Raw genomic sequence first — 26802 nt, forward strand, 5'->3', positions numbered from 1 at the left:
GAGCAGGCTACCGGCGGTCCTGCCGGTGCCGCCGGACCATGCCCTCGGCCAGCGCCGCACCGTCCAGGTCACCGGCGGCCAGCCTTCCGGCGACGGTACGGCGCACGATCCGGTCCGCGAGGGCCGGGGCGTGCCGGGCCAGCGCCAGTTCGATCCGGCCGCGCCGGGTGGTGGCCACGTCCCGTGGCGCGCGCCGGGCGGTCGCGGCGCGCAGGATCGCCGCCACCACTCCCTCCACGGGTTCCGGGCGGGACACTCCGCTCAGCGACAGCCCGGCCGCCACAGTGCTGTCGTGGATCGGGGAGGCGACCATGCTCGGGTAGACCACGCTGACGCCGACGTGGGTGCCTACTTCGTGGCGCAGCGCGTCGGCGTACGCGACGAGCGCCCGCTTGCTGACCCCGTACGCGGCTGCGAGGGGCAGCGGCAGCACGGCCATCCGGCTGGCCACGAAGATCACCCGTCCGCGGGCGGCCTCCAGGGCGGGCATCGCGGCGGCGGTGGTACGCCAGGCGGCGAGCAGGTTCACCTCGATCTGGCGGCGTACCACCTCGTCCGGCGGCAGCTCGGCGGGTGCGGGCCCGCCCACACCGGCGTTGTTGATGAGCAGGTCGAGTCCGCCGAGCCGGTCGATCGCGGCGGCCACGGCCGGTGGCGTCGCGGCCGGGTCGGTCAGGTCGACGCCGAGCACCGCAGGGGTGGCGTCGGGGTCGGCGTGCAGGTCCAGCCCGACCACGTGCGCGCCTGCGGCGGTGAGCGCGGCACCCAGGTGCTGCCCGAACGTGCCGCGCGCGCCGGTGACCAGCACGCGTCGTCCGGCCAGGGCGCTGCGGCCCGGCGTGCCGGATCCGGCGGCCGAGCCTCGGCCTGCCGCGCCGGATCCGGTCCGCTGCGCGTCCTCGGCCGGGGGCCGTCCCGGGGCGTTCATCGTGCCGCTCCGGCGCGGCGCCGGCCGGCGGCCAGTTCGCGGCCCAGTTCGGCCAGGTAGACGTCGAAGTCGACGCGCATGTGCGGTCGGCGTTGCCCCCACCGGGCGGTGGCGGCGCGCAGCTCGTCGCGGCAGGCGGCGGCCTGCCGGGCCGGGTCCGGTGGCGTCCAGGTGCCGGCCAGGCGTGCGGCGACCAGCCGGGCCTGCGCCTCGACCAGGGGGAACGCGGCGCCGGTGGACTGCATCAGCCCGACGAACGCCAGCCCGGGGGCGTCCAGGTGGAACACGTGCCGGTACAGCGGAAGCCGGTCGGGGCCGTCGCCGAGCAGCGCCGGGTCGAGGAACGGCATCTCGACGCGGTAGCCGGTGCACCAGACGACCAGGTCGACCTCGTCGTGGCGGCCGTCGGTGAACTCGACCCGGTCGCCGTCGAAGCGGGCGATGCCGGGCCGGGCCTGGATGTCGCCGTGGGTGAGGCGGGACAGCAGCGCGTCGGACAGCGTCGGGTGGTCCTGGAGGAAGCCGTGCGCCGGTGCGGGCAGCCCGTACCGGGTGGGCGGGCCGACCGCGGTGGTGATCATGGTTTGGCTGATCCGCTGCCGCAGCCGCCACGGCAGCCGGCGGGCCAGCGCGCCGTTGAGCGTGTCCGACGGGCGGCCGAGCAGGTACTTCGGCACCACCCAGACGCCGCGGCGCAGCGACAGCAGCGTGCGCGCGGCGGCGTACGAGGCGTCGACGGCGATGTCCATGGCGGAGTTGCCGCCGCCGACGACGAGGACCCGTCGGCCGGCGAGCTGTTCCGGCCCTCGGTAGTCGTGGCTGTGCATCTGCTCGGCAGCGCACTCGCCGGGGTACGGCTCGGGCCGCTTCGGCACCCGGTTGTGCCCGTTGGCGACCACCACCGCCTCGACGTCGACAGCGACCGGGCCGTCCGGGCCGGTGGCGCGTACCCGCCAGCCGTCGCCGGTGCGGGTGACCCGCTCGACGGTGTGGCGCAGCCGTACCGCCTCGCGCAGCCCGAACCGGTCGGCGTAGTCGGCGAGGTAGCCGGCGACGCGGGTGTGGTCGGGGTAGTCGGGCCAGTCGGCGGGCATCGGGTGGTCGGCGAACTCGGTGCGTCCCTTGCTGGTGTTCAGGTGCAGCGTCCGGTACGCGGGCGAGCCGGGCGCGCCGTACACCCAGAGGCCGCCGAGCGTGTCGGCCGCCTCGAACGCGACGGCCGGGACGCCGGCGTCGGCGAGCGCCTTGAGCGTGGCCAGCCCGGCGGCTCCGGCGCCGACGACGGCCACCCTTGGTACGGCCATGCCCGCCTCCTTAATCCAACGACTGATGGATAATCCCCGGAGCGCGGGCCGGCGTCAAGGCCGGGTGCCGCCGTACAGCGCGTCGAGGAAGCGGTGCACGAACGCCCGGAACTCCCGCCGCTCGCGCGCGCCCGAGCCGGTCCCAGCCGCCAGGGCCACCACGTGCCCGTGCACCGTCCAGACCAGGGAACGCACCGTCACGTGCGGCGTCGGCTCGGTCAGCGCGCCCGCCTCGGCCGCCGCGACGAGCAGCTCCTCGACCAGCCCGTACAGCGGCGCGGCGTAGCGGCGGTCCAGCTCGCCGTGCCGCTGCGGCTCCAGCCAGCGGCGCAGCCACAACGCGGTGGTCTCCGGCCGGTCCTCCAGGAAGTCGACGAACACGTCCAGCAGGTCGTGCAGCGCGCGCAGCGCGTCGTGTGGCCCGGCGGACAGGGCCGCCCGGGCGCGCTCCCCGGCTGCCTCGATGACCTCCCGCTCGGCGCTGAACACCCGGGCGAAGCAGGCGTCGTAGAGCTGCGCCTTGGTGCCGGTGTGGTGCACCACGGTGGCGGCGTCCACCCCGGCCGCGGCGGCGACGTCGCGGACGCTGACCGCGTCGAAGCCCCGCTCGGCGAACAACGCGGTGGCGGCGGCGAGCACCAGGTCACGGGTCGGGCGCTGGTCGTCGCGGCGGGGCCGACCGGGCCGGCGGCGAGGCATGGTCATCCGGCCATTGTTCCCCCTACAATCCAGCAACCGTTGGATTGGGGGCGGCGTGCCCCGAGGACAGGAGGCCGCGATGACCGGGCTGGATCAGCGCTCCGACGCGCTCACCCTGCCACGCGGCCCGCTCGCCGGGTTCGCCACCGGCTCACTCGGCATGGGCGTCTGGGTGACAGTGCCCGGGCTGCTGCTGCTCTACTTCCTGACCGACGTGCTGGCGGTCGCCCCGTGGCTGGCCGGGCTCACCCTGCTGCTGCCGAAGATCGCCGACGTGCTGCTGCACCCGTGGATCGGGCACCTCTGCGACGTCGAGCAGGCCCGCCGGGGTCACCGCCGACGGCTGCTGCTGGCCGGGTGCGCGCTGCCGCTGGCGTTCGCCGCGCTGTTCGCGGTGCCCGGCGGCCTCACCGGCGCCGCCGCGGCCGGCTGGGTGGCGGTGTTCTTCGTCGCCGGCAACCTGCTGTTCGCCGCGTACCAGGTGCCCTACCTGGCGACCCCGGCGGACCTGCGAATCGGCTACCACGAGCGGACCCGGCTGATGGCGTTCCGGATGGTGGTGCTGACGCTCGGCATCCTGGTCTCCGGGCTGCTCGCGCCGCTGCTGGCCGGCGGCGACGACGCCACCCGCGACGGTTACCTGCTGATGGGCGTGGTGCTGGCGGCCGGGATGCTCGCCGCGATGCTGGTCGGCGTCGCCGGGATCGGCCGGCTGCGCCGTACCGCCGCCGACACGGCCCCGCCGCACGGTCCGGGCGGGTGGCGGGCGCTGGCCGCGAGCCTGCGGGACCGGCAGTTCCGCTGGCTGGTCGGCGCATACCTGGCCATGTCCACCACCACCCACCTCGTGCTGGCCGGCGTGCCCTACTACGCCGAGTACGAGCTGGGCCGCCCCGGACTCACCACAGTGCTCGTGGCCGCGTTCGTCGCGCCCGCGCTGCTGGTGACCCCGGTCTGGCTGACGGTGGCGCGGCGGATCGGCAAGCAACGCGCCCTGCTCGCCGCGCAGGCCGCGTTCGCCGCCGGGTCCCTCGTGCTGGCGGTCGGCCGTCCCGCCGGACTGCCGGTGCTGGTGGCCGCCGTGGCGGTGCTCGGGGTGGCGTTCGCCGGCATGCAGTTGCTGCCGTTCTCGATGCTGCCCGACGTGATCCGCGCGGGCGGCGGCGCCGAGCGGGCCGGCACGTACACCGGGGTGTGGACCGCCACCGAGGCCACCGGCGCGGCGCTCGGCCCGTACGCGTACGCGCTGTGCCTGGCCGCCGGCGGGTTCGTGGCCTCGACCGCCGGGCAGACCGTGACCCAGTCCCCGGCCGCGCTGGACGCGCTGCGCTACGGCTTCGGGCTGCTGCCCGCCGCCGTGATGGTGGTAGCGGTGCTGTTGCAGCGCCGCTACACCCTCGACGGCGCGGCCCGCGCCGACGCCGCCGGATAGACTTCGCCCCCGATGGACGCCGAGCCCGCCACCGACACCCGACCCTGCGCCCACTGCGGGCGCGACGTGCCGCAGCGCGTCGGCGCGGGCCGCCCGTTCCGCTACTGCCGGGACAACGACGGCGCCTGCCAGCGGGCCGCGCGCAACTCGCGGATGCGTCACCGCAACTCCCCCGGCCTGCCCGGGCAGGTGGCGCGCACCTGGGAGGCGGTGGACCGGCTCGACCAGATCGTCGAGACCCTCACCGAGGCGCTGCACGCCGAGCTGTCCCCGGCGGGTGTGGAACGGCAGCTCGCCGAGCTGCGCGCGGAGACGTCCGCGCAGGTGGCGGCCGCGCACGCCGAGCGCGACGAGGCCCGCCGCGAGACCGAGGACGCGACCGCGGCAGCGGCCCGCGAACGGCAGCAGGCCCGCGCCGCGTACGCCGAACGCGACGCCGCCGCCGACTGGGCCGAGCGGGCGGAGGCGGCGGCCGCGACGGCCGCCGAGCGGGTCGCCGCCGCAGAGGACGCCCGCGACGCGGCCCGCGCCGAGGCGGGCGCGGCGCAGGCGCTGCGGGTGCAGGCCGAACGCGACCGCGACGCCGCCCGGCACGACCTGCGCACGGTACGCGCCGAGCGCGACGCCGAACGCCGCCGCGTCGCCGAGCTGACCACCGAACGGGACACCGCCCGCGCCGACGCCGAGCGGGCCACCCGGTCCGCCGCCGAGGCCCTGGACCGGGCCGAACAGTCCCGCGCCGACGCCGACCGGGCGCGCGCCGACGCGCAGGCCGCGCAAGGGCGGGCCACCGAGGCCGAGCGCGCGGCGCGGACCGCCGCCGAACGCGCCGACGCCGAGGCCACCGCAGCGCGGGCGGCGCGCGCCGAGCGGGACCGGGCCGACGCGGTACGTGCCGACGCCGAGGCGGCGCTGGAGCGGGCCCGCGCCGAGGCGAGCGCGGCGATCGAGGCGGTCCGCGCCGAGGCTGCCGCTGCCGTCGAGCGGTTCCGGGCCGACGTGGCCGCCGCGGTGGAGCAGGCCGCGGCCCGTACCGCCGAGCGGGACGCGCTCGCCGCGGAGCTGGCCGACGTGCGGCGTGCCGCGAGCGCCGCCGAGGCGCGGGCGGCCGACCTGGCCGCGCGCACGGCCGTGATCGAGGCGGACCGGGACGCCGCGCAGCGGCGCGCCGGGCAGCTCGCCGACCAGGTCAGTGACCTGGCGACGGCGCTGGCGCGGCTCGGCACCCGCACCGGCTGACCGCCACGGGCTGGGAAGGGGGCAGCGCCGGACCCGTGCCGGCGGCGAGGATCGGGGCATGGGAAAGACATACGAGCGCATCGACGGCCGGCTGCGGGACTTCATCGAGGCGCAGCCGATGTTCTTCGTCGCCACCGCCCCGCTGTCCGGTGACGGCACCGTCAACCTGTCCCCGAAAGGGCTGCGCGGCTGCTTCGCGGTGCTCGACGAGCACACGGTGGCGTATCTGGACTTCGCCGGCAGCAACGCCGAGACCATCGCCCACCTGCGGGAGAACGGCCGGATCACGCTGATGTGGTGCGCGTTCGCCGGCCCGCCGAACATCGTGCGGGTGCACGGGCGCGGCGAGCCGGTGTTCCGCGACGACCCGCGCTGGCCCGGCCTGCTGCGGCACTTCCCCGACATCGACCCCGGCCCGCACGGCCTGCGGGCGATCATCGTGGCGCACGCCGAGCTGATCCGCGACACCTGCGGCTACGCGGTGCCGTTCATGACCTACGACGCCGACCGCGACCTGCACGAACGCCGGTTCGCCCGGGAGGACGACACGTCGCTGAGCGCGTACTTCGCCGGCAAGGACCACGTCGCCACCAGCATCGACGGGCTGCCCGGCCTGCCGCTGCCACTGCCGCCCACTCCGTCGGTGTGAGCCAGGTCAGTGGATGCCGGCCATCAGGGTCCGGATCTGGCGGGTGAACATCACCGCGGCCAGGCCCAGCACCACCGAGGCCAGCCCGAAGGTCAGGAAGTACACCGGCTGCGACCAGGCGCCGGCCAGCCGGGCCACCTGGCCGCCGATCGCGTCGCCGACGGCGGTGGCGAGGAACCACAGGCCCAGCATCTGACTGGCGTACTTGACCGGGGCCAGTTTGGTGGTGGCGGACAGGCCGACCGGGCTCAGCGACAGCTCGCCGGCCACCTGGATCGCGTACACCGCGACCAGCCACAGCGGTGAGACCAGGTCGCCGCCGACGGCGGCCCGCGCGGCGGCGGCCATCAGCACGAACGACAGACCGTTGAGCACCAGGCCGACCGCGAACTTCGTGGGCGTGGACACCCGGTGCCCGAGCTTGAGCCACAGCGCGGCGGCCAGCGGCGCGCCGATGATGATCAGGATCGGGTTCACCGACTGCAGCCACGACGCCGGGAAGGTGAACCCGCCCACCGAGCGGTCGGTCTGGTCGGCGGCGAAGATGTTCAGCACCGATCCGGCCTGGTCGTAGATGAGCCAGAAGGAGGCGGCGAACACGAACAGCCACACGTACGCCTTCATGCGGCTGCGTTCGGTGCCGCTGATCTCCCGGTCGGTGAGGATCCGCGCGAAGTAGCCGACCGTCACCAGCACCGTCACCACGGTGAGCAGGTTGACCACGGTGTCGACGGTGAACCAGCCGGCCAGCAGCAGCACCAGCAGCACCGCGAGCAGAATCCCTGTGGCCACGCCGATGCGGGTCAGCGCGCGTCGCCGGTCCGCGCCGAGCAGTGGGTCCGCCGGGCGGGCGCCGGCGTCGCCGAGGTTGCGCCGGCCCAGCACGTACTGGAGTACGCCGAAGGTCATGCCGACCGCTGCCGCGCCGAACCCCAGATGCCAGTTGATCTTCTCGCCGAGGAAGCCGGTGATCAGCGGCGCGATGAACGCGCCCAGGTTGATGCCCATGTAGAAGATCGAGAACCCGGCGTCGCGGCGCGGCGAGTCCCGCTCGTACAGGTCACCGACCATGGTGGAGATGTTCGGTTTGAGCAGGCCGGTGCCGAGCACGATCAGCGCCATGCCGGCGAACACGCTCCACCCGGTCGGGATCGCCATCACGTAGTGGCCGGCGGCGATCACCACGCCGCCCCACAGCACACTGCGTCGCGCGCCGATCAGCCGGTCCGCCACCCAGCCACCGGGCAGGGCCATCAGGTAGACCATGGCGTTGTAGGTGCCGTACACGGCGTTGGCGCTGGACTCACCGATGTCGAGTCCGCCGTCGGCGACCGCGGCGGTCAGGTACAGCACCAGGATCGCCCGCATGCCGTAGAAGCTGAACCGCTCCCACATCTCGGTGAGGAAGAGCGTGGACAGCGCACGGGGATGACCGAAGAAGGTCTTGCCCGCGGGTGGCCGGGCCCCGACCGGCGCGTCACTGCTCATCGTCACCTCCGGCACGCAAACAGGTGGGTAACATCCCCATTGACAGGCGAAACACTCCACCGATTCGGCCCGGCCGGGGACGACCCCGCCGGGCAGCTGTCATGGCCGGTTACCCTTGGTTCTTCCGACCCGCGTACGGCCCTGCCGACGTGGGTGGGGAATGGGCGAACGGTGACCGGCCGTTACACCTGAAGACCAGCACCACGGACGAGGGGAAGTCGATCATGGGCGAGCGCATGCTGCGCGGTAGCCGGCTGGGCGCGGTCAGCTACGAATCCGACCGCAACACGGAGCTCGCGCCGCGCCAGACCCGCGAGTACCTCTGCGCCAAGGGCCACCAGTTCGAGGTGCCGTTCGCCGTCGACGCCGAGGTCCCGACGACCTGGGAGTGCAAGTTCGACGGCAGCGTCGCCCGCCTGGTCGACGGCACCGAGCCGGAGCAGAAGAAGGCCAAGCCGCCGCGTACCCACTGGGACATGCTGCTGGAGCGGCGCTCGATCGCCGAGCTGGAGGACATCCTCGCCGAGCGGCTCCAGGAGGTCCGGACCCGTCGCGGTCGCGCCTGAGCATCTCCCGCATGACCGAAAACGCCCCCGGGTCACCCGGGGGCGTTTCCGTTGCCCGGGCGGGGCGCGGTCGCCACTTCGGGGAGGTGGCGGTATCGCAGGTGCCTTGATACCGCCACCTCCCCGAAGTGGCGTCGATCATGGGGCGGGTGGGGAGACCGTGGGCGGCCGATCCGCCGCATGCGGGCAAACCGGGGTGCCGGGTCTGTGGACGGGCCGCCAGTTCGGGGTGGTGGCGAGGTCGGGCGCGGTCTGATGCCACCACCCCGGCGAAGTGGAGTCGATCAAGCCGATGGCGTGGCACCGCGTGGGCGCAGCGCAGCGCGTCAGCGGTCTACGATCTCGCCCTCAATGGCCTTGCCCGGGTCGGTGACCGGCTGGGGCGTCGGCGCGGGACCCGGCGACGGTGACGGTGTGGGCTGCGGGGTCGGCTGCGGCGCGCCCCGGTACACCCGTACCCGCCGTGGCCCGAACAGGTCACCGGCGACCATCGACGACACCCGCCGCTCGGTGGCCCGGCGCACCCCGCCACCGGCCAGCCGGCGCATCGGCGGCAGCAGCAACAGCAGGCCCACCACGCCGCTGACCAGGCCCGGCATCGCCAGCAGCAGCGCACCCAGCAGCCCGACCAGCCCGTCTGTCACCTCGGGGCCCGGGGGACGGCCGGCCTGCGCCGCCGCGCGGAATCCGCGCCACGCCCGCATGCCCTCGCGGCGCAGCAGCACCAGGCCCAGCAGGGACGCGCCGAACACCAGCAGCACCGCCGCGCCGAACCCGACAGCCCGGCCGACCAGCACGAAAACGGTCAGCTCCAGCAGCGCCAACAGCAGCAGGGCCGGTGGTACGTACTTCAGTCCTCGGCGCATCTCACCTCATCCGCCCGGGGTCATCACGCCCCTCAAGCATGACACGCCTCGGCTCAAGGCCAGCGGGCGAGCGCGTCCGGGCGGGCGGACGCGGTCGCCAAACGGTCCCGTACTCCCCACCGGGTGACCCGCCACAGCGCCTCGGCCACGATCAGCGGGCTCATCTTGCTGTCGCCGTGTTCCCGCTCGGCGAACGTGATCGGCACCTCCACGATGCGTACCCCGGCTCGGTGCGCCAGCCGGGACAGCTCGACCTGGAAGGCGTACCCCTGGGAGCGCACCGAGTCCAGGTCGATGGCGTCCAGCGCGCTGCGCCGGTACACCCGGTAGCCGCCGGTGGCGTCGCTGACCGGCATGCCCAGCGCGAGCCGCGCGTACAGGTTGCCGACCCGCGACAGCAGCAGCCGCTGCCACGGCCAGTTCAGCACCCGCGCGCCGCGCGTCCACCGGGAGCCGATCACCACGTCGGCGTCGCGGGCGGCGTCCAGCAGCGCCGGCAGGTCCTCCGGCGCGTGCGAGCCGTCGGCGTCCATCTCCACCACGGCGTCGTAACCGCGTGCGCGGGCCCAGGCGAAACCGGCCAGGTAGGCCGCGCCGAGCCCTTCCTTGCCTTCGCGGTGCAGCACGTGCACCCGCGGGTCGTCCCCGGAGAGCCGGTTCGCGATCGCGCCGGTGCCGTCTGGGCTGTTGTCGTCGGCGACGAGCACGTCCACCCCCGGCGCCGCCGCGCGTACCCGGGCGACGATCCGTTCGACGTTGTCGGCCTCGTTGTAGGTGGGGATGACCACCAGGACCCGCCCCACCCCGGGGTGGCCGGCCGTCCGCCTGTCGGCTGTCACCGCCACCGTCGCACCGCCTCCCGCTCGTCGGCTCAGCCGGGAGCGACCTCCCGGCGCCGGCGCAGCACGGCCGCGCCGGCCAGGGCCGCGACCGCCAGCGCCGTGAGCGCCACCTCCGGCCACACCCCGGCCGTGGTCGCCGGGGTACGCCCGTTGCCGAGTTCCATCTGCCGCACCACCACCGCGGCGGTGTTGAACCCGGTCGCACCGTCTACCCGCCCGTCCGGGGAAATGAACCCGGACACCCCGACCGTGGAGGCCATCAACGCGGCCCGGCCGTGCTCCACCGCCCGCAACCGCACCATGGCCAGCTGCTGGCGGGCCTCGGCCACGTCGAACGTGGCGTTGTTCGTCTGCACCACCAGCAGCTGCGCGCCGCCGGTCACGGTGTCCCGGACGATCCCGTCGTAGGCGACCTCGAAGCAGATCACGTCGCCGAGGACCGCCGCGCCGGCGTCCACCACGCCGGGCCGGTCACCGGGGACGAAGTCGGAGCTGACCCGGTCGACCTGCGAGCTGACCATGCGGGCGAGGGATCGCAGCGGCACGTACTCGGCGAACGGCACCGGATGCCGCTTGACGTACGTCTGGTCCAGGTCGACGCCCGTCCCGGGCCGCCACAGCAGCCCCACGTTGCGCACCTGCCCCGCCTCCGGGCCGGCGAGCACCGCGCCGACCAGGATCGGCGCGCCGATCGCGTCGGCGGCCTGCCCGATCCGTTCCCCCGCGGCCGGGTTGCGCAGCGGGTCGATGTCGCTGGAGTTCTCCGGCCACACCACCAGGTCGGGGCGGGGCTGCCCGCCCTCGGTGACCCGTTCGGCCAGTTCCAGCGTGGCGTCGACGTGGTTGTTGAGCACCGCCTGCCGCTGCGCGTTGAAGTCCAGCCCGAGTCGCGGCACGTTGCCCTGCACGATCGCGACGGTGACGGTGCCGTCCGCGCCGCGTACCTCGGCGGGCACGGCCGGGCCGGCGGCGAGCAGCGCGACCAGCCCGGCGGTGAGCCCGGCCACCGGCCGCCACTGCCCGGGCGCGCGACGCCAGTCCCGCCACGCCACCGCGACGAGGATCCCGCCGGCGACCGCTACCGCGAACGTGACCAGCGGCGCGCCGCCGAGCGCGGCCAGCCGCAGCATCGGCGACGTGTCCTGGCTGAACGCCAGCCGCCCCCACGGGAACCCGCCGAACGGGGTCCGGTCGCGCAGCGCCTCCTGCCCCACCCACAACACGCCGGTGAGCAGCGGCCATGCCGCCCGGTGCCGGTCGGCCAGCGGCGACACCCAGGCGGTGGCGGCGCCCAGCAGCGCCAGGTAGGCGGCCTGCAGCAGCGACAGCAGCGCCCACGGCAGGTAGCCGGTGTGCAGGTTCGTCCACTCCAGCAGCGGCGCGAACAGCGCCACCCCGGTGAGGAAACCCAGCCCGGCGCCGGCCCGCAACCGCCGCCGGTGCGCGGCGGCCGCCAGCAACGCCACCCCGACCGGGGCGAGCGGCCACATCCCGTACGGCGGGAACGCCAGCAGCAGCGCCACCCCGGCCAGTACGGCGGCCGGCACGGCCAGCGTCAGCGGCAGGGGACGCGCCCCGTCGGCGATGGTGCGCGACTGCTCCTGCTCCAGCGTCGTCACCGGCTTCTCCCCACGATCACGGGCCGAAGGCTACCCGCCCGTACCGGCCGTCGGCCCGCGCCCCTGCGCCACCGATCGGGCAACTGCGCCTCGGTGGGCGGGGCCCGCTGCCATGCTCGGCAGCATGAACGCTGAGCGGGGACGGGGTCGTGTCCTGCCGACCGCGCCCGGCTCGCGCGTCACCCGGGTGGAGTTGTTCTACGACCTGGTGTTCGTGTTCGCGTTCCTGAACGTCACGAACGTCCTCTCCGAAACCCTGAGCGGCAGGTCGTTGCTGGCGGGACTGCTGTTGCTGTTGCTGCTGTGGTGGTGCTGGGTGTCCTTCGCCGCCCTGGGCAACGTCGTCCGCACCGACCAGGGGGTGATGCCGCTTGTCGGCTCGGTGACGGTGGCCGCGCTGTTCGTGCTGACGCTGAGCACACCGTCGGCGTTCGCCGAGGAGCAGGCGCAGCAGCAGTCCGGTCCGCCCGGTCTGGTCTTGTTCGCCTGCTGCTACCTCATCATCCGGGCGGCCCAGGTGCTGGTGTTCCTGGCCCGCAGCAGCCGCCGCGGACGGACCGCCCTGCGCCTCGGTCTCCCACCGCTGACCAGCGTGGCGTTGATCCTCGCCACCAAGGCACTGCCCGAGTCACCCCAGCAGCCATGGGCGAGGTGGCTGCCGCTGGCGCTGTGGCTGGCCGCGGTCTGCGTCGAGTACACCTCCGGGGGCCTCGCCCCCAGCGCCGGGCTGACAGTCGTGTCCGCCGCCCACTGGGCCGAGCGATACGCGCTGATCCTGCTCATCGCGCTCGGCGAGTCGATCATTTCGCTCGGGCTGGGACCGAAGCTGAGCGCCGGCTTGCCGGCCACGTGGCCGGTGATCGTGGCGTCGGTGCTCGGCGTCACCATCATCGCGTCCCTGTGGTGGCTGTACTTCGACACTCTGGCACCCGCGCTGGAGCAGCGGCTGCATCGCACCCGCGACGTCCGGGCACGGGCGGCGCTCACCCGCGACGCCTACGCCTACCTGCACCTGCCGCTGATCACCGGGATCATCCTGTTCGCCCTCGGGCTCAAGCGCTACCTCACCGTCATCTCCCACCCGCACGGCGATCCCTGGTGGGAACACGCCGCCGAGCTGGACAGCCGGGTGCTGTTCGCCGGGGTGGTCATCTACATGTTGGGACTGCTGGCGCTGGCGGTGCGGGCGACCCAACGGATTCCGGCGGTCGCCACCTGTGTGGTGCTCGTGCTGGCGGTGGGGCTGCCGTGGGCGGGCCGGCTCCCGGTGGTGGCCGCTCTGGCGATCCTGGCGGCGGTCAGCGTCTTCCTGGTGCTGTTCGGTCTGCGCGCGGGTGACCCGTGGCGTCGTCAGGTGCGCCGGACCGCGTTGGACGAGCAGGTCGCCGCCGAGCGGGAGCAGTCCGAATGGCGCCGGCGTCACCTGTGACCGGCGGGTGGGGAGTGTGGGCGGTACCGGCGACAGGCGACAATCGGGCCCATGCGGTTCGGTGTGCTCGGCGCGACGCAGGCGTACGCGGCCGACGGCAGCGCGCTCCCGGTCGCCGGTGAGCGGCTGCGTGCCCTGCTGGTGCTGCTGCTGCTCGACGCCGACCGCACGGTGCCGCCGCGGCGGCTCATCGACGGCGTCTACGGCGACCGGCCGCCGGAGCAGGCCGCGAACGCGTTGCAGTCGCAGGTGTCGCGGCTGCGGCGGCTGCTGCCCGGGGCGCGCATCGAGTTCGGTCCGGCCGGTTACCGGCTGGCCGTCGACCCGCAGCGGGTGGATGTGCACCGGTTCATCCGGCTGGCCGGGGCGGGACGGGCGGCGCTGGCCGACGGTGATCCGCGCGGCGCGGCGGCGCTGCTGCGCGACGCGCTGGACCTGTGGCGCGGTGAACCCCTCGCGGATGTCGCCGGGGCGCCGTTCGCCGACGTCGAGGCGGCCCGGCTGCGCGAGCTGCGCCTGGCGGCGATCGAGGACCGGGTGGCGGCGGACCTGGCGCTCGCGCCGTCCGGGGCGCCGCTGATCGCCGAGCTGCGGGCCCTGGTGGCGGCGCATCCGTTGCGGGAGCGGCTGCACGGTTTGCTGATGCGCGCCCTGCACGGCGCGGGCAGCCGCGCCGAGGCCCTCGCCGCGTACGCCGACGCGCGCCGCGTGCTGGCCGAGGAGCTGGGCGCCGACCCGTCGGCGGAGCTGGTCGCGTTGCACGCCACGCTGCTGCGCGACGACCCCGCGCCGCCGGCGCGGCTGCCCGCCCCGCTGACCAGCTTCGTCGGCCGGGAACGGGAGTTGCGGCGCGTCGAGGAGCTGCTGGCCTCGGCGCGGCTGGTGACGTTGCACGGCCCCGGCGGCGCCGGGAAGACCCGGCTGGCCACCACCGCGGCGTCCCGGCACGACGGGCCGGTGTGCCTGGTGGAGCTGGCCGCTGTCGCGCCCGGCTCGCCTGTGGCGCCGGCGGTGCTGACCGCGCTGGACCTGCGCGACGCCGGGCTGCGGGCCCCGGGCGGGCCCCGGGACCTCACCGACCGGCTGGTGGCGGCGCTGGCCGGCCGGCGTCTGCTGCTGGTGCTGGACAACTGCGAGCACGTGATCGACGACGCGGCCCGGCTGGCCGCCCGGCTGCTCGCCGCCGCTCCCGGGCTGCGGGTGCTGGCCACCAGCCGGGAGCCGCTGGGCCTCACCGGTGAGGCACTGTGCCCGGTCGGTGGCCTGGCCGTCCCGGACGCGCCGAGCGCACCGGCGACGGCGGCCGCGTACCCGGCGGTGCGGCTGTTCGCCGACCGGGCCGCCGACGTGTCGCCCGGGTTCACCCTCGACGCCGACACGACCCCGGCGGTGCTGCGGATCTGCCGTACCCTCGACGGGCTGCCGCTGGCCCTGGAGCTGGCCGCGGCGCGGCTGCGGGCCCTGCCGGTGACGCAGGTCGCGGCCCGGCTGGACGACCGGTTCCGGCTGCTGCGCCGCGGCGACCGCGCCGCCGCGCCCCGCCACCGCACGCTGGAGGCGGTGGTGGGGTGGAGCTGGGACCTGCTCGACGCCCCGGAGCGGCTGCTGGCCGCCCGGATGAGCGTGTTCGCCGGCGCCGCCGACCTGGCCGCCGTGCAGGCGGTGTGCGGCCCGGACGCCGGCGACGTCCTGGACACCCTCACCGGCCTGGTCGACAAGTCGCTGGTGGAGGCGGCCGGCGGGCGCTACCGGATGCTGGAGACGATCCGCGAGTTCACCGCCGCCCGGCTGGCCGAGCACGGCGAGACCGGGCGGGTGCGCGACGCGCACGCCGCGTACTTCCTGGGTCTGGCGCAGGCCGGCGACGCGGGCCTGCGCGGCGGCGGCCAGGAGCGGTGGCTGCGCCGCCTCGACGCCGCCCGCGACGACCTGCACGCGGCGCTGCGCCACGCGGACACCGCGACCGGGCTGCGGCTGGTCGCGGCGCTGGCGTTCTACTGGTGGCTGCGGGGCCTGCGCGGGGAGGGCGCGGCGCCGGCCCGGCGGCTTGTCGACCGGCTCGGCGGCCCGCCCGACGGCCTGGCCGAGGAGTACGCGCTGGCGCTGCTGATCGCCACGCTCGCCGGTGGCGGCGACCGCAGCGAGGTCGACGCCGCGTCGCGGATCCTGTGGACCATGGCCCGGCCGCCCCGGCATCCGTTCCTGCTCTACCTGTCCGGCATGGCCAGCGGCCCGCCGTCACCGGAGGACGCGGCGGCGCTGCACGAGCGGTCCGTCCGGGACCGGCTGCTCGGCGCCGACCCGTGGAGCCGGGCGCTGGGCCGCCTGGGCACCGCGATGGTCGGTCTGCTGCACGGCCGTCACGCCCAGGCCCACGCCGACCTGGACGGCGCGCTGGCCGGTTTCCGGGCGCTCGACGACCGCTGGGGCATGATCGTGACGCTGTCCACCCGCGCCGAGGCGGCCTACCGCACCGGTGACGTCGCGTCGGCGGCCGCGCCGATGGCGGAGGCGCTGGAGCTGGCCGAGCAGCTCGGCTCCACCCTGGACCTGGCGGAGCTGCTGCGGACCCGCGCCGACGGGAGGCTCGCCGCCGGTGACCTGACCGGCGCGGCCGAGGACTTCCGGCGGGTGCGGCGTATCGCCGGTCCGGCCGGCGCGCCGGAGCTGGTCGCCGCCGCGTACCTGGGGCTCGGTGAGATCGCCCGCCGCGACGGCGACCCGCGGCGGGCGCGGGCGTTGTGCGAGCGGGCGGTCGCGCAGTGCCCGTCGGGCTGGTTCGGCGCCGATGTGGTGCGGCTCGCGGCGCTGGTGACGCTCGGGCAGCTCGCCGACGCCACCGGCGACCCGGCTACGGCCCGCGCCCACTACCGGCAGGTCCTCACCGCCGGCGTCGGTGTGTGGGACGTGCCGGTGGTGGCCGCGGCGGTCGACGGGCTGGCCGGGCCGCTGCTGCGCGACGGCGACCCCGAGTCGGCGGCCCGCCTGCTGGGCGCGGCGGCGGCGCTTCTCGCCGGCACCGGCGCGGCCGACGCCCCGGCCGGCACACCCACCGCCGTCGAGCTGCGGAAACACCTGGGTGAGGCGGCGTTCGCCACCGCGTACGCCGGGGGCGCGGACCTGCCCCGGCAGCGGGCGCTGGCGCTGGTCGACGGGCGCTGACCGGCCCGGTGCGCGCGCGGTGCGCGCCCGGTCAGCGGCACCGGTGACGCTTGCCGGCATGAGCGACGACACGACGGCCGTGCTGGCCGACGGGATACGAAAACGGTACGGCGGCACCACCGCGCTGGACGGCTTCGACCTGGCCGTGCCGGCCGGCACGGTGTACGGGGTGCTCGGCCCGAACGGGGCGGGCAAGACCACCGCGGTGCGGATCCTCACCACGCTGCTGCGGTTCGACGCCGGCCGGGCCCGGGTGGCCGGGTACGACGTGGCCTCCGAACCGGACCGGGTCCGTGAGGCGATCAGCCTGACCGGGCAGTACGCGGCGGTCGACGAGGTGCTCAGCGGGCGGCAGAACCTGGTGCTGTTCGGGCGGCTGCGGCGGCTGTCCGCGCGGCGGGCCCGCGACCGCGCCGAGGAGCTGCTGGACCGGTTCGGGTTGACCGAGGCGGCGGACCGGTCGGCGGGCGGCTACTCCGGTGGGATGCGCCGCCGCCTGGATCTGGCGGCCAGCCTGGTGGTGCCGCCGCGGGTGCTGTTCCTCGACGAGCCGACCACCGGCCTGGACCCGCGCAGCCGCAACGGCCTGTGGTCGGCGGTGCGGGAACTGGTCGACGACGGCACGACCGTGCTGTTGACCACCCAGTACCTGCAGGAGGCCGACCACCTCGCCGACCGGGTGTGCGTCATCGACTCCGGCCGGGTCGTGGCCGAGGGCACCCCGGAGCGGTTGAAGGCCCGCATCGGCGCGGACCGGCTGGAGCTGGTGGTCCGCGACGCGGCGGACCTGCACGCGGCGGCGGCGGTGGTGGAACGCGCCACCGGCGCGGCAGTGACGGTGGACGCGGAGCTGCGGCGCGTGGACGCGCCGGTGGCCGACCGGATCGCCGTGCTCATGACAGTGCTGCGGACCCTGGAGGACGCCGGGGTGGCGGTGGAGGACGTGCTGGTGCGCCGGCCGACGCTGGACGAGGCGTTCCTGCGCCTGACCGGCGGCCGGGCCGACGCGCAGCGGATGGAGGTGGCGTCGTGAGGGCGCTGACCGACGGGTGGCTGATGGCCGGGCGGAACATGCGGCACGTGGTCCGCGCCCCGGAGGAGATCATCATCTACTTCAGCCTGCCGATCATGTTCGTGCTGGTGTTCGGCTACGTGTTCGGCAGCGGCATGTCCGTGCCGGGCGGCGGCAACTACCGGGAGTTCCTGCTGCCCGGCGTGTTCGTGATGACGATGCTCTACGGGCTCGGCGCGACCGCGTCGGCGATCGCGGCGGACGCCGGCCGGGGCGTGGTGGACCGGTTCCGGTCACTGCCGATGGCCCGTTCGGCGCTGCTGTCCGGCCGCGCCGGCGCCGACCTGGTACGGGCGTGCCTGGAGATGACCACACTCGTGGTGTGCGGGCTGCTGGTGGGCTGGCAGTGGCGCGACGGCGTCGGCCCGGCCCTGACGGCGGTGGCGCTGATTCTGCTGCTGCGTGTCGCGATGACCTGGGTTGGCATCCTGTTCGGGCTGCTCGTGCCGAACCCGGACACGGTCGCGGTGGTGGTGTTCCCGCTGGCGTTCCCGCTGACCGCCCTGTCCAACGTGTTCGTGGCGCCGGAGCTGATGCCGGACTGGCTGGGCGCGATCGCCGCGTGGAACCCGCTGTCGGCGACGGTGGCGGCGGCCCGGGACCTGTTCGGCAACCCGGGCCTGGACGGGGACTCGTGGCCGGCCCGGCACGCGCTCGAACTGGCGGTCGCCTGGCCGCTGGCGCTGATCGCGGTGACCGCGCCGGCGGCGGTGCGCCGCTACCGGCGGCTCGGCCGCTGACAAGGGCCGGGGTATCGGGGGGATGAAATCGGGGCGCGGCCGAAGCCGCGCCCCGATGCTCCCAGGCCCTTCCCGGCCGGTGGGGCGAAGACGATCAGCGCCGACCTTCGGACCGACCCGACGTGGACTGGCTGCCCCCGCCTGGCCGTTGTCTACTGGCCGTGCCTCTCACCTTGCCCGTACACCGGTAACCGCGGCCGGTTCGCGCCGCCCCGCCGACCCCCGCCCGCTGGACCTGGCCGCCGCAACCTTCCGGTCGCTCGGCCAGCGGACGAAGGGACGAAGCGAACAACAGCCGCTTCCCGTGGTAGGACTCAAAGACGGTACGGCGTAGACCCCCGCCGCTGTCAACCCACCCGGGCCTGTCGTGTGTTGCGACACGGCGTGTCGCGTCGGCGCGTCTCGATTCCTGAGCGCGGTTCAGGCGCCGAGGTGGTGCCGCAGCATCGCCGCCGCCGCACCCGGATGATCGTCGGCGAGCAGCCCGGCGGCGGCCAGCACGTAGTCCACGTCGACGACCGGGCGGGCCGCCCGCGGCAACGCCCACCCGCCGGCGTGGTCGGTGAGCACCGCGTCGAGCACCGCCGCCGCGTCATCCGGGTCGGCGTGCCGCAGCACCCCGCCGGAGCCGACGAGCAGCTTCACCTCCCGCAGGTCCCGCCCGGCCCGCTCCCCCGTCGCCGCCCCACGGGCGTGCCGCCGCAGCGCCACCGTCGCCGCGAGGGCCGCGATGTGCCGGTCCGCGGCCCGGTCGGCGTCACCGGCGGGCAGGAAACCCGGGTCGGCGGCCCGGACCGCCGCCGCGGCCGCCAGCTCCGCCTCGCCGGCCGCGTCGAGCAGCCGCTCCTCGACCGCGGCACGCACCACACCCGGCGCGCTCCACCGCATGCCCAGGTCACCTTCGACGGTGCGGGCCCGCCACAGCGTCCCCGCCACCTCCTGGCTGGGGCCGCTGTCCCGCTCGTCGGGGGTGAGCACCGAGTACACGTCGGTGGTCGCGCCACCCACGTCCACCACCGCGAGGTCACCGCCGAGCGTCCCGGCGAGGACTTCCACGCCGGTCAGCACCGCGTCGGGGGTGGCGGCGCGGACCAGCCGCGCGAACCGCGTACCCCGGGACAGCTTCTTGCCGCCGATGACGTGCCGCAGGAACACCTCCCGGATCGCCGCCCGCGCCGACGACGGCTCCAGCACCCCAATGCGCGGCAGCACGTTGTCCGCCACCGTCACCGGCACCCCCGCGCCGGCCAGCAGCGCGTGCAGCTCGTCACGCACGTCGGCGTTGCCCGCCAGGACCACCGGCACCCGCAAGCGGGCCTTCGCCAGCCGCGTCGCGTTGTGCGTCACCGTCTCGAAGTCGCCGCCGTCGGTGCCGCCGACGAGCAGCACCACGTCCGGGCGGGCCGCCCGCAAAGCCGCCACGTCCGCCCCGGACAACCGTCCCGCCGCCACGTGCACCACGTTCGCGCCCGCCGACAGACCGACCCGCCGGCCCGCCTGAGCGGTGACGAGCGGCTCGTAACCCACCACCGCCAGGCGCAGCCCACCCCCGGCCGACGAACACACGTACCAGGGCGCCTCAGCGACCCCGGCCGACGCGGTGGCCGCGCCGACCGCGGCGTCCAGACCGTGCAGCACGTCAGTGCCCACAGTGGTCGGCGCGGACGCCGCCGCGACCAGCCGGCCGCCGTCGAGGTCCACCACCGCGGCCTTCGTGTACGTCGACCCAACGTCGGCGCAGACGACGACGCTCACGGCCGTTGGGGCACGACCACCGTGCCGGTCGCGGTGACCGCCACGATCGGCTCGCCGAGCACCTCGGCGGCCGACTCGCCCTTGTCCGGGCGGCCCCGGCACACCACGGTCGCGGCGAAGTCGACGGTGCGGCTGCGGGTGCCCACCCGGGTCACCGTCGCCGTCACCTCCAGCACGTCACCGGCCTTCATCGGCGCCCGGAACTGCACGTCCGCGTACGAGGCGAACAACCCCTCGTCACCGTCGGTACGGATGCACACCTCGGTCGCCACGTCCCCGAACAACCCCAGCGCGTACGCCCCGTCGACCAGGTTCCCCGCGTAGTGGGCGTGGGAGTACGGCACGTACCGGCGGTGGGTGACTGTCAGACCGACACGCGGATCGCTCATGCGACGTTCGCCTTCCTGGAGGTGATCAAAGCGTGGACGAGGTAACTGGCCACCTCGCCCGGAGTGGTGCCACGGCCGAAGATCCGGTCCACGCCCAGCTCGCCGGTCATCGTCTCGTCGAACCGCGGCCCGCCGACGATCAGCAGCGGCCGGCGCCCGGCCGGCATCGCCTCCCGGAACGCCGCCGACATCTCCCGCGTGTTGTGCAGATGCGCGTCGCGCTGCGTCACCACCTGCGACACCAGCACCGCGTCGGCGCGCTCCCGCCGGGCCGCCTCGACCAGTTCCGGCACGCTCACCTGCGCGCCCAGGTTCGTGACCTTCAGCTCCCGGTAGTACTCCAGGCCCTTCTCCCCGGCGATGCCCTTGACGTTGAGGATCGCGTCGATGCCCACGGTGTGCGCGTCCGTGCCGATGCAGGCGCCCACCACCGACAGCTTGCGGCGCAGCCGCCGCTTCACCACCGCGTTGACCTCCTTGGCCGACAGCAGCGGATAGTCACGCTCCACCACCTGCACCTTCGCCAGGTCCACCAGGTGGTTCACCCGCCCGTACACCACGAAGAACGTGAACCCGTCACCGATCGGTTTGGCGTGCACCAGCATCGCCGGGTCCATGCCCATCTTGTTCGCCAGCTGCACCGCCGCGCCCTCGGCCCGCTTGTCGTGCGGCACCGGCAACGTGAACGACACCTGCACCATGCCGTCACCGGTGGTGTCCCCGTACGGCCGCACAACCGTCTTCTCACTCATGGGGCTGCTCCAGGATCTCCGTGGCCGGGTTGTAGTAGTCCGCCTCGTGCCGGGCCACGCCGTCCAGGCCCTTCCCGCGGTCCGCCGGCCGCTTCATGATCCCGAACGTGCCCTCGGCGATCGCCGTCAGCAACGACTGGTCCCCGATGCGCTCCAGCAGATCCACCGCCTCACCGAGCACCCGGTGCGCCCGCGCCTGGATGAACCCGCCCGGCGCCGGCACGAAGTCCTCGTGCAACCCGCCCGCCGCGCCCAGCACGTACCGCACGTTCTGCAGCGCGATGTCCCGGTCCGACAGCCACGGCGTCACCACCGCCTCGGTCATCATCCCCACCAGCAGAATCCCCTGCCCGGTCATCGTGCCCACCAGGTTGAAGAACCCGTCCAGCAGGTTGCCCCGGAACACGTCACCGGTCATGTGCTTCGTCGGCGGCATCCACTTCAACGGCGCGTCCGGGAACAACTCCCGCGCCAGCAGCGCGTGCGCCAACTCCAACCGGAACGACTCCGGCACGTCCGGGTTGATCTCGAACGCGTGCCCCAGCCCCAGCTGCCAGTCCGCCAGCCCCGCCTCGTGCGCGAAGAACTCGTTCAGCAACTGCGACACCGTCACCGTGTGCGCCTCGTCCACCGCGTCAGCGGTGGTCAGGTAGTTGTCCTCACCGGTGTTGATGATGATCCCCGCCCGCGCGTGCACCTGCCGCGAGAACCGCTGGTCCACGAACGTGCGGATCGGGTTGATGTCGCGGAACAGAATCCCGTACATCGAGTCGTTGAGCATCATGTCCAGCCGCTCCAGGCCGGCCAGCGTCGCCATCTCCGGCATGCACAGACCCGACGCGTAGTTCGTCAACCGCACGTACCGGCCCAGCTCCTTCGACGTCTCGTCCAGCGCCGCCCGCATCAGCCGGAAGTTCTCCTGCGTCGCGTACGTGCCCGCGAACCCCTCCCGGGTCGCCCCCTCCGGCACGTAGTCCAGCAGCGACTGCCCCGTCGACCGGATCACCGCGATCACATCGGCGCCGGCCCGCGCCGCCGCCTGCGCCTGCGGAATGTCCTCGTAGATGTCACCCGTGGCCACGATCAGGTAGATCCACGGCCGACGCGCCGGATCCCCGAACCGCTTCACCAAGCGGTCCCGCTCCGCACGCCGCCGGTCGATGCTGCGGATCCCCGCCGCGACCGCCTTGCGCGACGCCCGCCGCGCCGCCGTCGCCGCCTTCCCCGACGGCTGCGCGAACCGCACCGACCCGGCCGCCGCCTTCTGCGCCAGCAACGTCACATCGGCGATGCCCTCACGCGCCAGCGCGTCGAACACCGGCGCCGCCACCCCGTGCCCCAGCCCGACGTCCGCGACCACCGCGTCGACCAGCCGGTTCACCCACGGAATGCCGTCCGGGTCCGCGCCGGTCACCCCGGCCAGCCGCAGCACCGCCCGCTCCACCGACACCGTGGTGTGGCTACGCGCCAGATCCACCACCGGCTGCCCGGCCCGGCGCGCCAACTCCCGCGCCCGCGCCACCAACGCCGGATCCAGCCCAAGCTTGCCTGTCACGAAGACCCTTCCTGATAGATCACGTCACCGCGCAACACGGTGGTCCGGCACACCGGCAGCGGCGTCGGATCCTCCGGCCCCCGCAACTCCGGATCCTCGGCCAGCACCACCGGAAGCCCCCGCTCCACGCCCGCCGGGGTGTCCCACACCGCGAACGTCGCCGGCGCCCCCAACGCCAGCACACCCTCGTTGTCCAGGTGCACCGCCCGCCACCCGCCGCGCGTGTGCGCCGCGAACGCCGCCCGCACACTCATCCGCTGCGCCGGGTTGTGATGCGCCGCCGCCGCCCGCACCGACCCCCACGGATCCAGCGGCGTCACCGGCGAATCCGACCCGAACGCCAACGCCACACCGACACCGTGCATCGCGCCCATCGGATTCGACTCCAGCGACCGCGCCAACCCCAGCCGCGACTCGTACATCCGGCCCGCGCCGCCCCACAACCTGTCGAACGCCGGCTGCATCGACGCCACGATCCCGTACTCCACGAACCCGGCGATCAACGCCTTGCTCATGATCTCGGCGTGCTCCACCCGGTGCCGCGCCGCCCGCAACCGGTCCACACCCACCGACCGCGCCGCCATGCCGAAGCCCTCCAGCACCGTGCCGATCGCCGCGTCCCCGATCGCGTGGAACCCGCCCTGCAACCCGTGCGCCGCACAATCCAGCAGATGATCACGGACCTGCTCCGCCGACACGTACCCGTGCCCGCACGCCCCCGCCTCACCGTCCAGGTACGCCGCCGAAACGTGCGCCGTCCGCGAACCCAGCGCCCCGTCGGCGAACAGGTCACCACCCGCGCCCACCGCGCCCAGCTCCCGGGCCTTCGCCGCACCCAGCAGCTCACCCCAGTACCCGTACACCTCCGGCACCCCGGCCCCCGAGATCGCCAACAGCCCGGTGAAGTCCTCCTCGTCGGAAATGTCCGGCCCACCGCACTCGTGCACCGCCGCGACACCCAGCGACGCCGCGTGCGCCAGCGCCCGCCGCTGCGCCGCCACCCGCTGCGCCCGCGAAACCGACGCGAACGCCGCCGCCCGCACCACATGGTGCGCGTCGCGCCGCAACCACCCCGACGCCTCGTACCCGGCCGCCGACACCACCTCCGGGCACGCCGCCAGCAACGCCGCCGACACCAGCGCCGAATGGATCGACGCCTGCGACAGATACACCCGCCGCCCACCCGCAGCACGGTCCAGCGCCGCCGCATCCGGCAACACCGGATCCGCCCAGCCCGACTCGTCCCAGCCGTGCCCCAGCACCACCGCGTCACCCGGCAGACCCACCGCGAACGCCGACACCGCCTCCAGCAGCCCACCCGCCGACCGCACCGCCGACAGATCCAGCCCCGACAACGCCAACCCGGTATCAGTCGCGTGCACGTGCGCGTCCACGAACGCCGGCGTCACCAGCGCACCGCCCAGCTCCACCACCCGGTCCGCCCGCGGCGCCTCCGCATCCGTGCCCAACCAGGCGATCCGCCCGCCCCGCACCAGCAGCGCCGTCGCGCTCGGGTCGGCCGGACAGTGCAGCACTCCACCGCGATACAGCGTCGAGGGGTTCGTCATGGTCTCAGTCTGCCGCCAGACGCGCCTCGAACAGACCGCGCACCCCCGGCTCGGCACGCAACAGATCCAGCGCCAGCGCCGCGTGCCCCGGCACATACCCGTTGCCCACCAGCATCGTCACGTCCGCCGCCAGGCCCTCCGCACCAAGCGCCGCCGCCGCGAAGCTCGTCGCCATCGAGAAGAAGATCACCGTACCGCCGTCCGCCGTGGCCAGCACCGCGCCGTGCTCACACCCCGGCACGTCCACGCACACCACAGTCACGTCCGCCGGCACACCCAACGCCGTCGTCACCGCCGTCGACAACCCCACCGGATCCCGCGCGTCGGCCAGCGCCACCACGTCGGCCAGCCCGGCCGCCGCCAGCGCGTCCCGCTCCGCAACCACCGGAACCACCCCGACGGTACGGGCAGCGCCCGCCCGCCGCGCCGCCGCCAGCGACAGCGACCCGCTCTTGCCGGCCCCGCCGATCACCGCCACCGACACCGGACGCGGATCACCCTCACGTGAGCGCCGCGCCACCTGCTCGGCCACCACCCGCGCGGTGAGCGCCGGCGCCCCGCACACGTCCAGCACGGCGAGGGACAACTCGGGGTGCAGGTCCGCCGGCAGCACCGCCGCGATCGACCGCGCGAACAGGATCGCGTACCCGTCGCACGGCACCTGCTCGCTGCGCCCGTCCCAGCGGGCCAGCCCGTCGAGGATCGTCAGCGGCGTCAGCGTCAGCGACACGAGCGTCGCCACCCGGTCGCCCGGCTTCAGCCCCAGCGGCGAGCGGCGGCCCGCCTCCTCGACGGTGCCGATCAGCATCCCGCCGGAACCGGTCACCGGGTTTTGCATCTTCCCCCGGGTCGACACGATCTCCAGCACCTCGGCGCGGACCTTCTCCCCGTCGCCGCCGTGCTTCTCCGCCAGCTGCCGGAAGCTCGCCGCGTCCAGGTTCAGCCGCTCGACCCGGATCCGCACCTCGTTCGCCGCGATCCGCGGGTCGGGGTCCAGCCGCCAGGCCGCCTGCGGGAGCACCCCCGCCGGTTCCACGACTCGGTGCAGTCCCACCGGTGACGTCACGCCGACCCCCTATGTCCAGCCGCCCGAACCCCTGGTCAGGACTCGCATCGCGGGAAAACTTACGGCAGACTAATTTCTTCACCGCAGATTTTCCAGTAGCCTACGCATCCGTTGATCAACCCGCACACTGACGAGGAGGGGCCGTGACCCAGACCCAACCGGTGGAGACCATCCCGACGCCCCGCCACGCGCCGGTCGCCGTCCCGGCCGCCGGACAGCCCTACGAATACCGCCGCGCGCCCCTCGTCGAACCCGACTGGACCCGCTTCCCCGGCTGGCGCCACGTCACCCGCGACCAGTGGGAGAGCGCCCAGTGGCAGCGGGTCAACTGCGTCAAGAACATCAAGCAGCTGCGCGCCGTCCTCGGCGACACCGTCGACGAGACCTTCTACGCCGACCTGGAGGCCGACCAGAAGGCGCTGGCCACCATGTCCATGCTGGTGCCGCCGCAGATGCTCAACACCATGGTGCCGCATCAACCGATGAGCACGGAGGCGCTGCTCGCCGACCCGATCCGCCGCTACATGATCCCGGTTGCCTCCGACCGCCGCACCGACTGGCCGTCGCACCCGTACGCCAGCCGCGACAGCCTCCACGAGCACGACATGTGGGTCGCCGAGGGCCTCACCCACCGCTACCCCACCAAGGTCCTCGCCGAACTGCTCTCCACCTGCCCGCAGTACTGCGGCCACTGCACCCGCATGGACCTCGTCGGCAACTCCACCCCCGCCGTCGACAAGCTCAAGCTCACCCTCAAGCCCGTCGACCGCTACGACGCCCACATCACCTACCTCAAGGCCCACCCCGGCGTACGCGACGTGGTCGTCTCCGGCGGCGACGTCGCCAACGTGCCGTGGCGCAACCTCGAGTCGTACCTGATGCGCCTGCTGGAGATCGAGACGATCCGCGACATCCGGCTCGCCACCAAGGCGCTCATGGGCCTGCCCCAGCACTGGCTCCAGCCCGACGTGGTCGAGGGCCTGGAACGGGTCGCCCGCACCGCCGCCCGCCGCGGCGTCAACCTGGCCATCCACACCCACGTCAACCACGCCCAGTCGCTGACCCCGCTGGTCGCCAAGGCCGCCCAGACCGCGCTCGACGTCGGCGTACGCGACGTACGCAACCAGGGCGTGCTCATGCGCGGCGTCAACGCCACCAGCGCCGACCTGCTCGACCTGTGCTTCGCGCTGCAGGGCGAGGCGGGCATCCTGCCGTACTACTTCTACATGTGCGACATGATCCCCAACGCCGAGCACTGGCGGGTCCCGGTGTGGCACGCCCAGCAGCTCCAGCACGACATCATGGGCTACCTGCCCGGCTACGCCACCCCGCGGATCGTCTGCGACGTGCCGTTCGTCGGCAAGCGGTGGGTGCACATGCTCACCGACTACGACCGCGAGCGCGGCATCTCGTACTGGACGAAGAACTACCGCACCTCGATCGAGTCGGCCGACCTGGAGGCGCTGAACAAGCGCTACGCCTACTACGACCCGATCGACACGCTGCCCGAGGCCGGCCAGGCCTGGTGGCTCGCCCACCGCGACGACTGACCCCGGACACCCGAACGGCGGGCCACCTCTGCGGTGAGGGGGCCCGCCGTTCCGCGTACTCACTTGTTGAAGGCGTCCTTGACGTCGCGGCCCGCCTGCTTGGCGTGCTCCCCGGCCTGCCGGGCCCGGGGG

General features: G+C 74.5%; 22 protein-coding genes. 9 read left to right on the plus strand and 13 right to left on the minus strand.

What is annotated here, in order from left to right; genetic code table 11:
- Positions 1-7: 7 nt before the first annotated feature.
- From HA073_RS25525 to HA073_RS25535, 3 genes are read right to left on the minus strand one after another with little or no spacing between them, the layout of a single operon-like run.
- A complete protein-coding gene (locus tag HA073_RS25525; RefSeq protein WP_240925950.1) occupies positions 8-928 on the minus strand; it encodes an SDR family oxidoreductase in 921 nt (306 codons plus the stop codon).
- A complete protein-coding gene (locus HA073_RS25530) occupies positions 925-2232 on the minus strand; it encodes an NAD(P)/FAD-dependent oxidoreductase (protein WP_166457462.1) in 1308 nt (435 codons plus the stop codon). Before HA073_RS25530 ends, HA073_RS25525 begins: the two co-directional genes overlap by 4 nt.
- 54 nt (positions 2233-2286) lie before the next feature.
- Complete coding sequence (locus HA073_RS25535; protein WP_240925951.1) at positions 2287-2937, minus strand: TetR/AcrR family transcriptional regulator; 651 nt, start codon at positions 2935-2937, stop codon at positions 2287-2289.
- Between the two features lie 73 nt (positions 2938-3010).
- Here HA073_RS25535 and HA073_RS25540 point away from each other — a divergent pair, with 73 nt between their 5' ends.
- Genes HA073_RS25540 through HA073_RS25550 form a run of 3 tightly spaced genes read left to right on the plus strand, consistent with a single transcriptional unit; the run spans position 3011 to position 6251 of the window.
- Complete coding sequence (locus tag HA073_RS25540) at positions 3011-4363, plus strand: MFS transporter (protein ID WP_166457463.1); 1353 nt, start codon at positions 3011-3013, stop codon at positions 4361-4363.
- A gap of 12 nt (positions 4364-4375) precedes the next feature.
- Positions 4376-5602, plus strand: a complete 1227-nt coding sequence (locus tag HA073_RS25545) for a hypothetical protein (RefSeq protein WP_166457464.1) — start codon at positions 4376-4378, stop codon at positions 5600-5602.
- 58 nt (positions 5603-5660) lie between these two features.
- Positions 5661-6251 carry a pyridoxamine 5'-phosphate oxidase family protein gene (locus tag HA073_RS25550; protein WP_043324102.1) on the plus strand — a complete coding sequence of 197 codons (591 nt, stop codon included), beginning with the start codon at positions 5661-5663 and terminating at the stop codon, positions 6249-6251.
- Positions 6252-6257: 6 nt separating this feature from the next.
- Here HA073_RS25550 and HA073_RS25555 read toward each other — a convergent pair whose 3' ends face one another.
- Complete coding sequence (locus HA073_RS25555; RefSeq protein ID WP_043330143.1) at positions 6258-7739, minus strand: peptide MFS transporter; 1482 nt, start codon at positions 7737-7739, stop codon at positions 6258-6260.
- A gap of 224 nt (positions 7740-7963) precedes the next feature.
- Here HA073_RS25555 and HA073_RS25560 point away from each other — a divergent pair, with 224 nt between their 5' ends.
- Complete coding sequence (locus HA073_RS25560) at positions 7964-8305, plus strand: RNA polymerase-binding protein RbpA (RefSeq protein WP_007070998.1); 342 nt, start codon at positions 7964-7966, stop codon at positions 8303-8305.
- A gap of 326 nt (positions 8306-8631) precedes the next feature.
- Here the strand turns inward: HA073_RS25560 and HA073_RS25565 are convergent, their stop codons facing one another.
- From HA073_RS25565 to lnt, 3 genes are read right to left on the minus strand one after another with little or no spacing between them, the layout of a single operon-like run.
- Positions 8632-9171: an FxsA family protein gene (locus HA073_RS25565; protein ID WP_043324104.1), complete on the minus strand. Its 540-nt coding sequence runs from the start codon at positions 9169-9171 to the stop codon at positions 8632-8634.
- Positions 9172-9224: 53 nt separating this feature from the next.
- Entirely contained in the window at positions 9225-10016 is a 792-nt protein-coding gene (locus tag HA073_RS25570) for a polyprenol monophosphomannose synthase (RefSeq protein ID WP_064445994.1), read from the minus strand.
- Positions 10017-10042: 26 nt separating this feature from the next.
- Positions 10043-11632 carry an apolipoprotein N-acyltransferase gene (gene lnt / locus HA073_RS25575; protein WP_166457465.1) on the minus strand — a complete coding sequence of 530 codons (1590 nt, stop codon included), beginning with the start codon at positions 11630-11632 and terminating at the stop codon, positions 10043-10045.
- A 112-nt stretch (positions 11633-11744) separates the two neighbouring features.
- On the opposite strand from lnt, the gene HA073_RS25580 reads away from it, so the two are divergent.
- From HA073_RS25580 to HA073_RS25595, 4 genes are read left to right on the plus strand one after another with little or no spacing between them, the layout of a single operon-like run.
- Positions 11745-13061, plus strand: coding sequence for a low temperature requirement protein A (locus tag HA073_RS25580; RefSeq protein ID WP_166457466.1), 1317 nt, complete (start codon positions 11745-11747; stop codon positions 13059-13061).
- 51 nt (positions 13062-13112) lie between these two features.
- Positions 13113-16223 carry a BTAD domain-containing putative transcriptional regulator gene (locus HA073_RS25585; RefSeq protein WP_166457467.1) on the plus strand — a complete coding sequence of 1037 codons (3111 nt, stop codon included), beginning with the start codon at positions 13113-13115 and terminating at the stop codon, positions 16221-16223.
- Positions 16224-16281: 58 nt separating this feature from the next.
- The gene (locus tag HA073_RS25590; protein ID WP_166457468.1) at positions 16282-17256 is read left to right on the plus strand and encodes an ATP-binding cassette domain-containing protein; all 975 of its coding nucleotides are present in this window, start codon (positions 16282-16284) and stop codon (positions 17254-17256) included.
- Complete coding sequence (locus HA073_RS25595; RefSeq protein WP_166457469.1) at positions 17253-18035, plus strand: ABC transporter permease; 783 nt, start codon at positions 17253-17255, stop codon at positions 18033-18035. The genes HA073_RS25590 and HA073_RS25595 overlap by 4 nt, the downstream gene beginning before the upstream one ends.
- A gap of 420 nt (positions 18036-18455) precedes the next feature.
- Here the strand turns inward: HA073_RS25595 and HA073_RS25600 are convergent, their stop codons facing one another.
- Genes HA073_RS25600 through HA073_RS25625 form a run of 6 tightly spaced genes read right to left on the minus strand, consistent with a single transcriptional unit; the run spans position 18456 to position 25120 of the window.
- Entirely contained in the window at positions 18456-19790 is a 1335-nt protein-coding gene (locus HA073_RS25600; protein WP_166457470.1) for a glutamate mutase L, read from the minus strand.
- A complete protein-coding gene (locus HA073_RS25605; RefSeq protein ID WP_166457471.1) occupies positions 19787-20179 on the minus strand; it encodes a hotdog domain-containing protein in 393 nt (130 codons plus the stop codon). The genes HA073_RS25600 and HA073_RS25605 overlap by 4 nt, the downstream gene beginning before the upstream one ends.
- On the minus strand, positions 20176-20931 hold the full coding sequence (locus HA073_RS25610; protein ID WP_043324123.1) for an OAM dimerization domain-containing protein: 756 nt from the start codon (positions 20929-20931) through the stop codon (positions 20176-20178). Before HA073_RS25610 ends, HA073_RS25605 begins: the two co-directional genes overlap by 4 nt.
- On the minus strand, positions 20924-22486 hold the full coding sequence (locus tag HA073_RS25615) for a lysine 5,6-aminomutase subunit alpha (RefSeq protein WP_043324125.1): 1563 nt from the start codon (positions 22484-22486) through the stop codon (positions 20924-20926). The genes HA073_RS25610 and HA073_RS25615 overlap by 8 nt, the downstream gene beginning before the upstream one ends.
- Positions 22483-24054, minus strand: a complete 1572-nt coding sequence (locus tag HA073_RS25620) for an amidohydrolase (protein WP_166457472.1) — start codon at positions 24052-24054, stop codon at positions 22483-22485. Before HA073_RS25620 ends, HA073_RS25615 begins: the two co-directional genes overlap by 4 nt.
- A 4-nt stretch (positions 24055-24058) precedes the next feature.
- The gene (locus HA073_RS25625; protein WP_166457473.1) at positions 24059-25120 is read right to left on the minus strand and encodes a zinc-binding alcohol dehydrogenase; all 1062 of its coding nucleotides are present in this window, start codon (positions 25118-25120) and stop codon (positions 24059-24061) included.
- 143 nt (positions 25121-25263) lie between these two features.
- On the opposite strand from HA073_RS25625, the gene HA073_RS25630 reads away from it, so the two are divergent.
- Positions 25264-26670 carry a KamA family radical SAM protein gene (locus tag HA073_RS25630; RefSeq protein ID WP_166457474.1) on the plus strand — a complete coding sequence of 469 codons (1407 nt, stop codon included), beginning with the start codon at positions 25264-25266 and terminating at the stop codon, positions 26668-26670.
- The last annotated feature ends 132 nt before the right edge of the window (positions 26671-26802 follow it).

The sequence above is a fragment of the Micromonospora sp. CMU55-4 genome (genome assembly GCF_011602315.1).
Taxonomy (GTDB): Bacteria; Actinomycetota; Actinomycetes; order Mycobacteriales; family Micromonosporaceae; genus Micromonospora; species Micromonospora chalcea.

Coding starts and splice junctions, on each gene's coding strand:
- HA073_RS25525 (WP_240925950.1), bottom strand. CDS start 928: ATGAACGCCCCGGGACGGCCCCCGGCCGAGGACGCGCAGCGGACCGGA.
- HA073_RS25530 (WP_166457462.1), bottom strand. CDS start 2,232: ATGGCCGTACCAAGGGTGGCCGTCGTCGGCGCCGGAGCCGCCGGGCTG.
- HA073_RS25535 (WP_240925951.1), bottom strand. CDS start 2,937: ATGACCATGCCTCGCCGCCGGCCCGGTCGGCCCCGCCGCGACGACCAG.
- HA073_RS25540 (WP_166457463.1), top strand. CDS start 3,011: ATGACCGGGCTGGATCAGCGCTCCGACGCGCTCACCCTGCCACGCGGC.
- HA073_RS25545 (WP_166457464.1), top strand. CDS start 4,376: ATGGACGCCGAGCCCGCCACCGACACCCGACCCTGCGCCCACTGCGGG.
- HA073_RS25550 (WP_043324102.1), top strand. CDS start 5,661: ATGGGAAAGACATACGAGCGCATCGACGGCCGGCTGCGGGACTTCATC.
- HA073_RS25555 (WP_043330143.1), bottom strand. CDS start 7,739: ATGAGCAGTGACGCGCCGGTCGGGGCCCGGCCACCCGCGGGCAAGACC.
- HA073_RS25560 (WP_007070998.1), top strand. CDS start 7,964: ATGGGCGAGCGCATGCTGCGCGGTAGCCGGCTGGGCGCGGTCAGCTAC.
- HA073_RS25565 (WP_043324104.1), bottom strand. CDS start 9,171: ATGCGCCGAGGACTGAAGTACGTACCACCGGCCCTGCTGCTGTTGGCG.
- HA073_RS25580 (WP_166457466.1), top strand. CDS start 11,745: ATGCTCGGCAGCATGAACGCTGAGCGGGGACGGGGTCGTGTCCTGCCG.
- HA073_RS25585 (WP_166457467.1), top strand. CDS start 13,113: ATGCGGTTCGGTGTGCTCGGCGCGACGCAGGCGTACGCGGCCGACGGC.
- HA073_RS25590 (WP_166457468.1), top strand. CDS start 16,282: ATGAGCGACGACACGACGGCCGTGCTGGCCGACGGGATACGAAAACGG.
- HA073_RS25605 (WP_166457471.1), bottom strand. CDS start 20,179: ATGAGCGATCCGCGTGTCGGTCTGACAGTCACCCACCGCCGGTACGTG.
- HA073_RS25610 (WP_043324123.1), bottom strand. CDS start 20,931: ATGAGTGAGAAGACGGTTGTGCGGCCGTACGGGGACACCACCGGTGAC.
- HA073_RS25620 (WP_166457472.1), bottom strand. CDS start 24,054: ATGACGAACCCCTCGACGCTGTATCGCGGTGGAGTGCTGCACTGTCCG.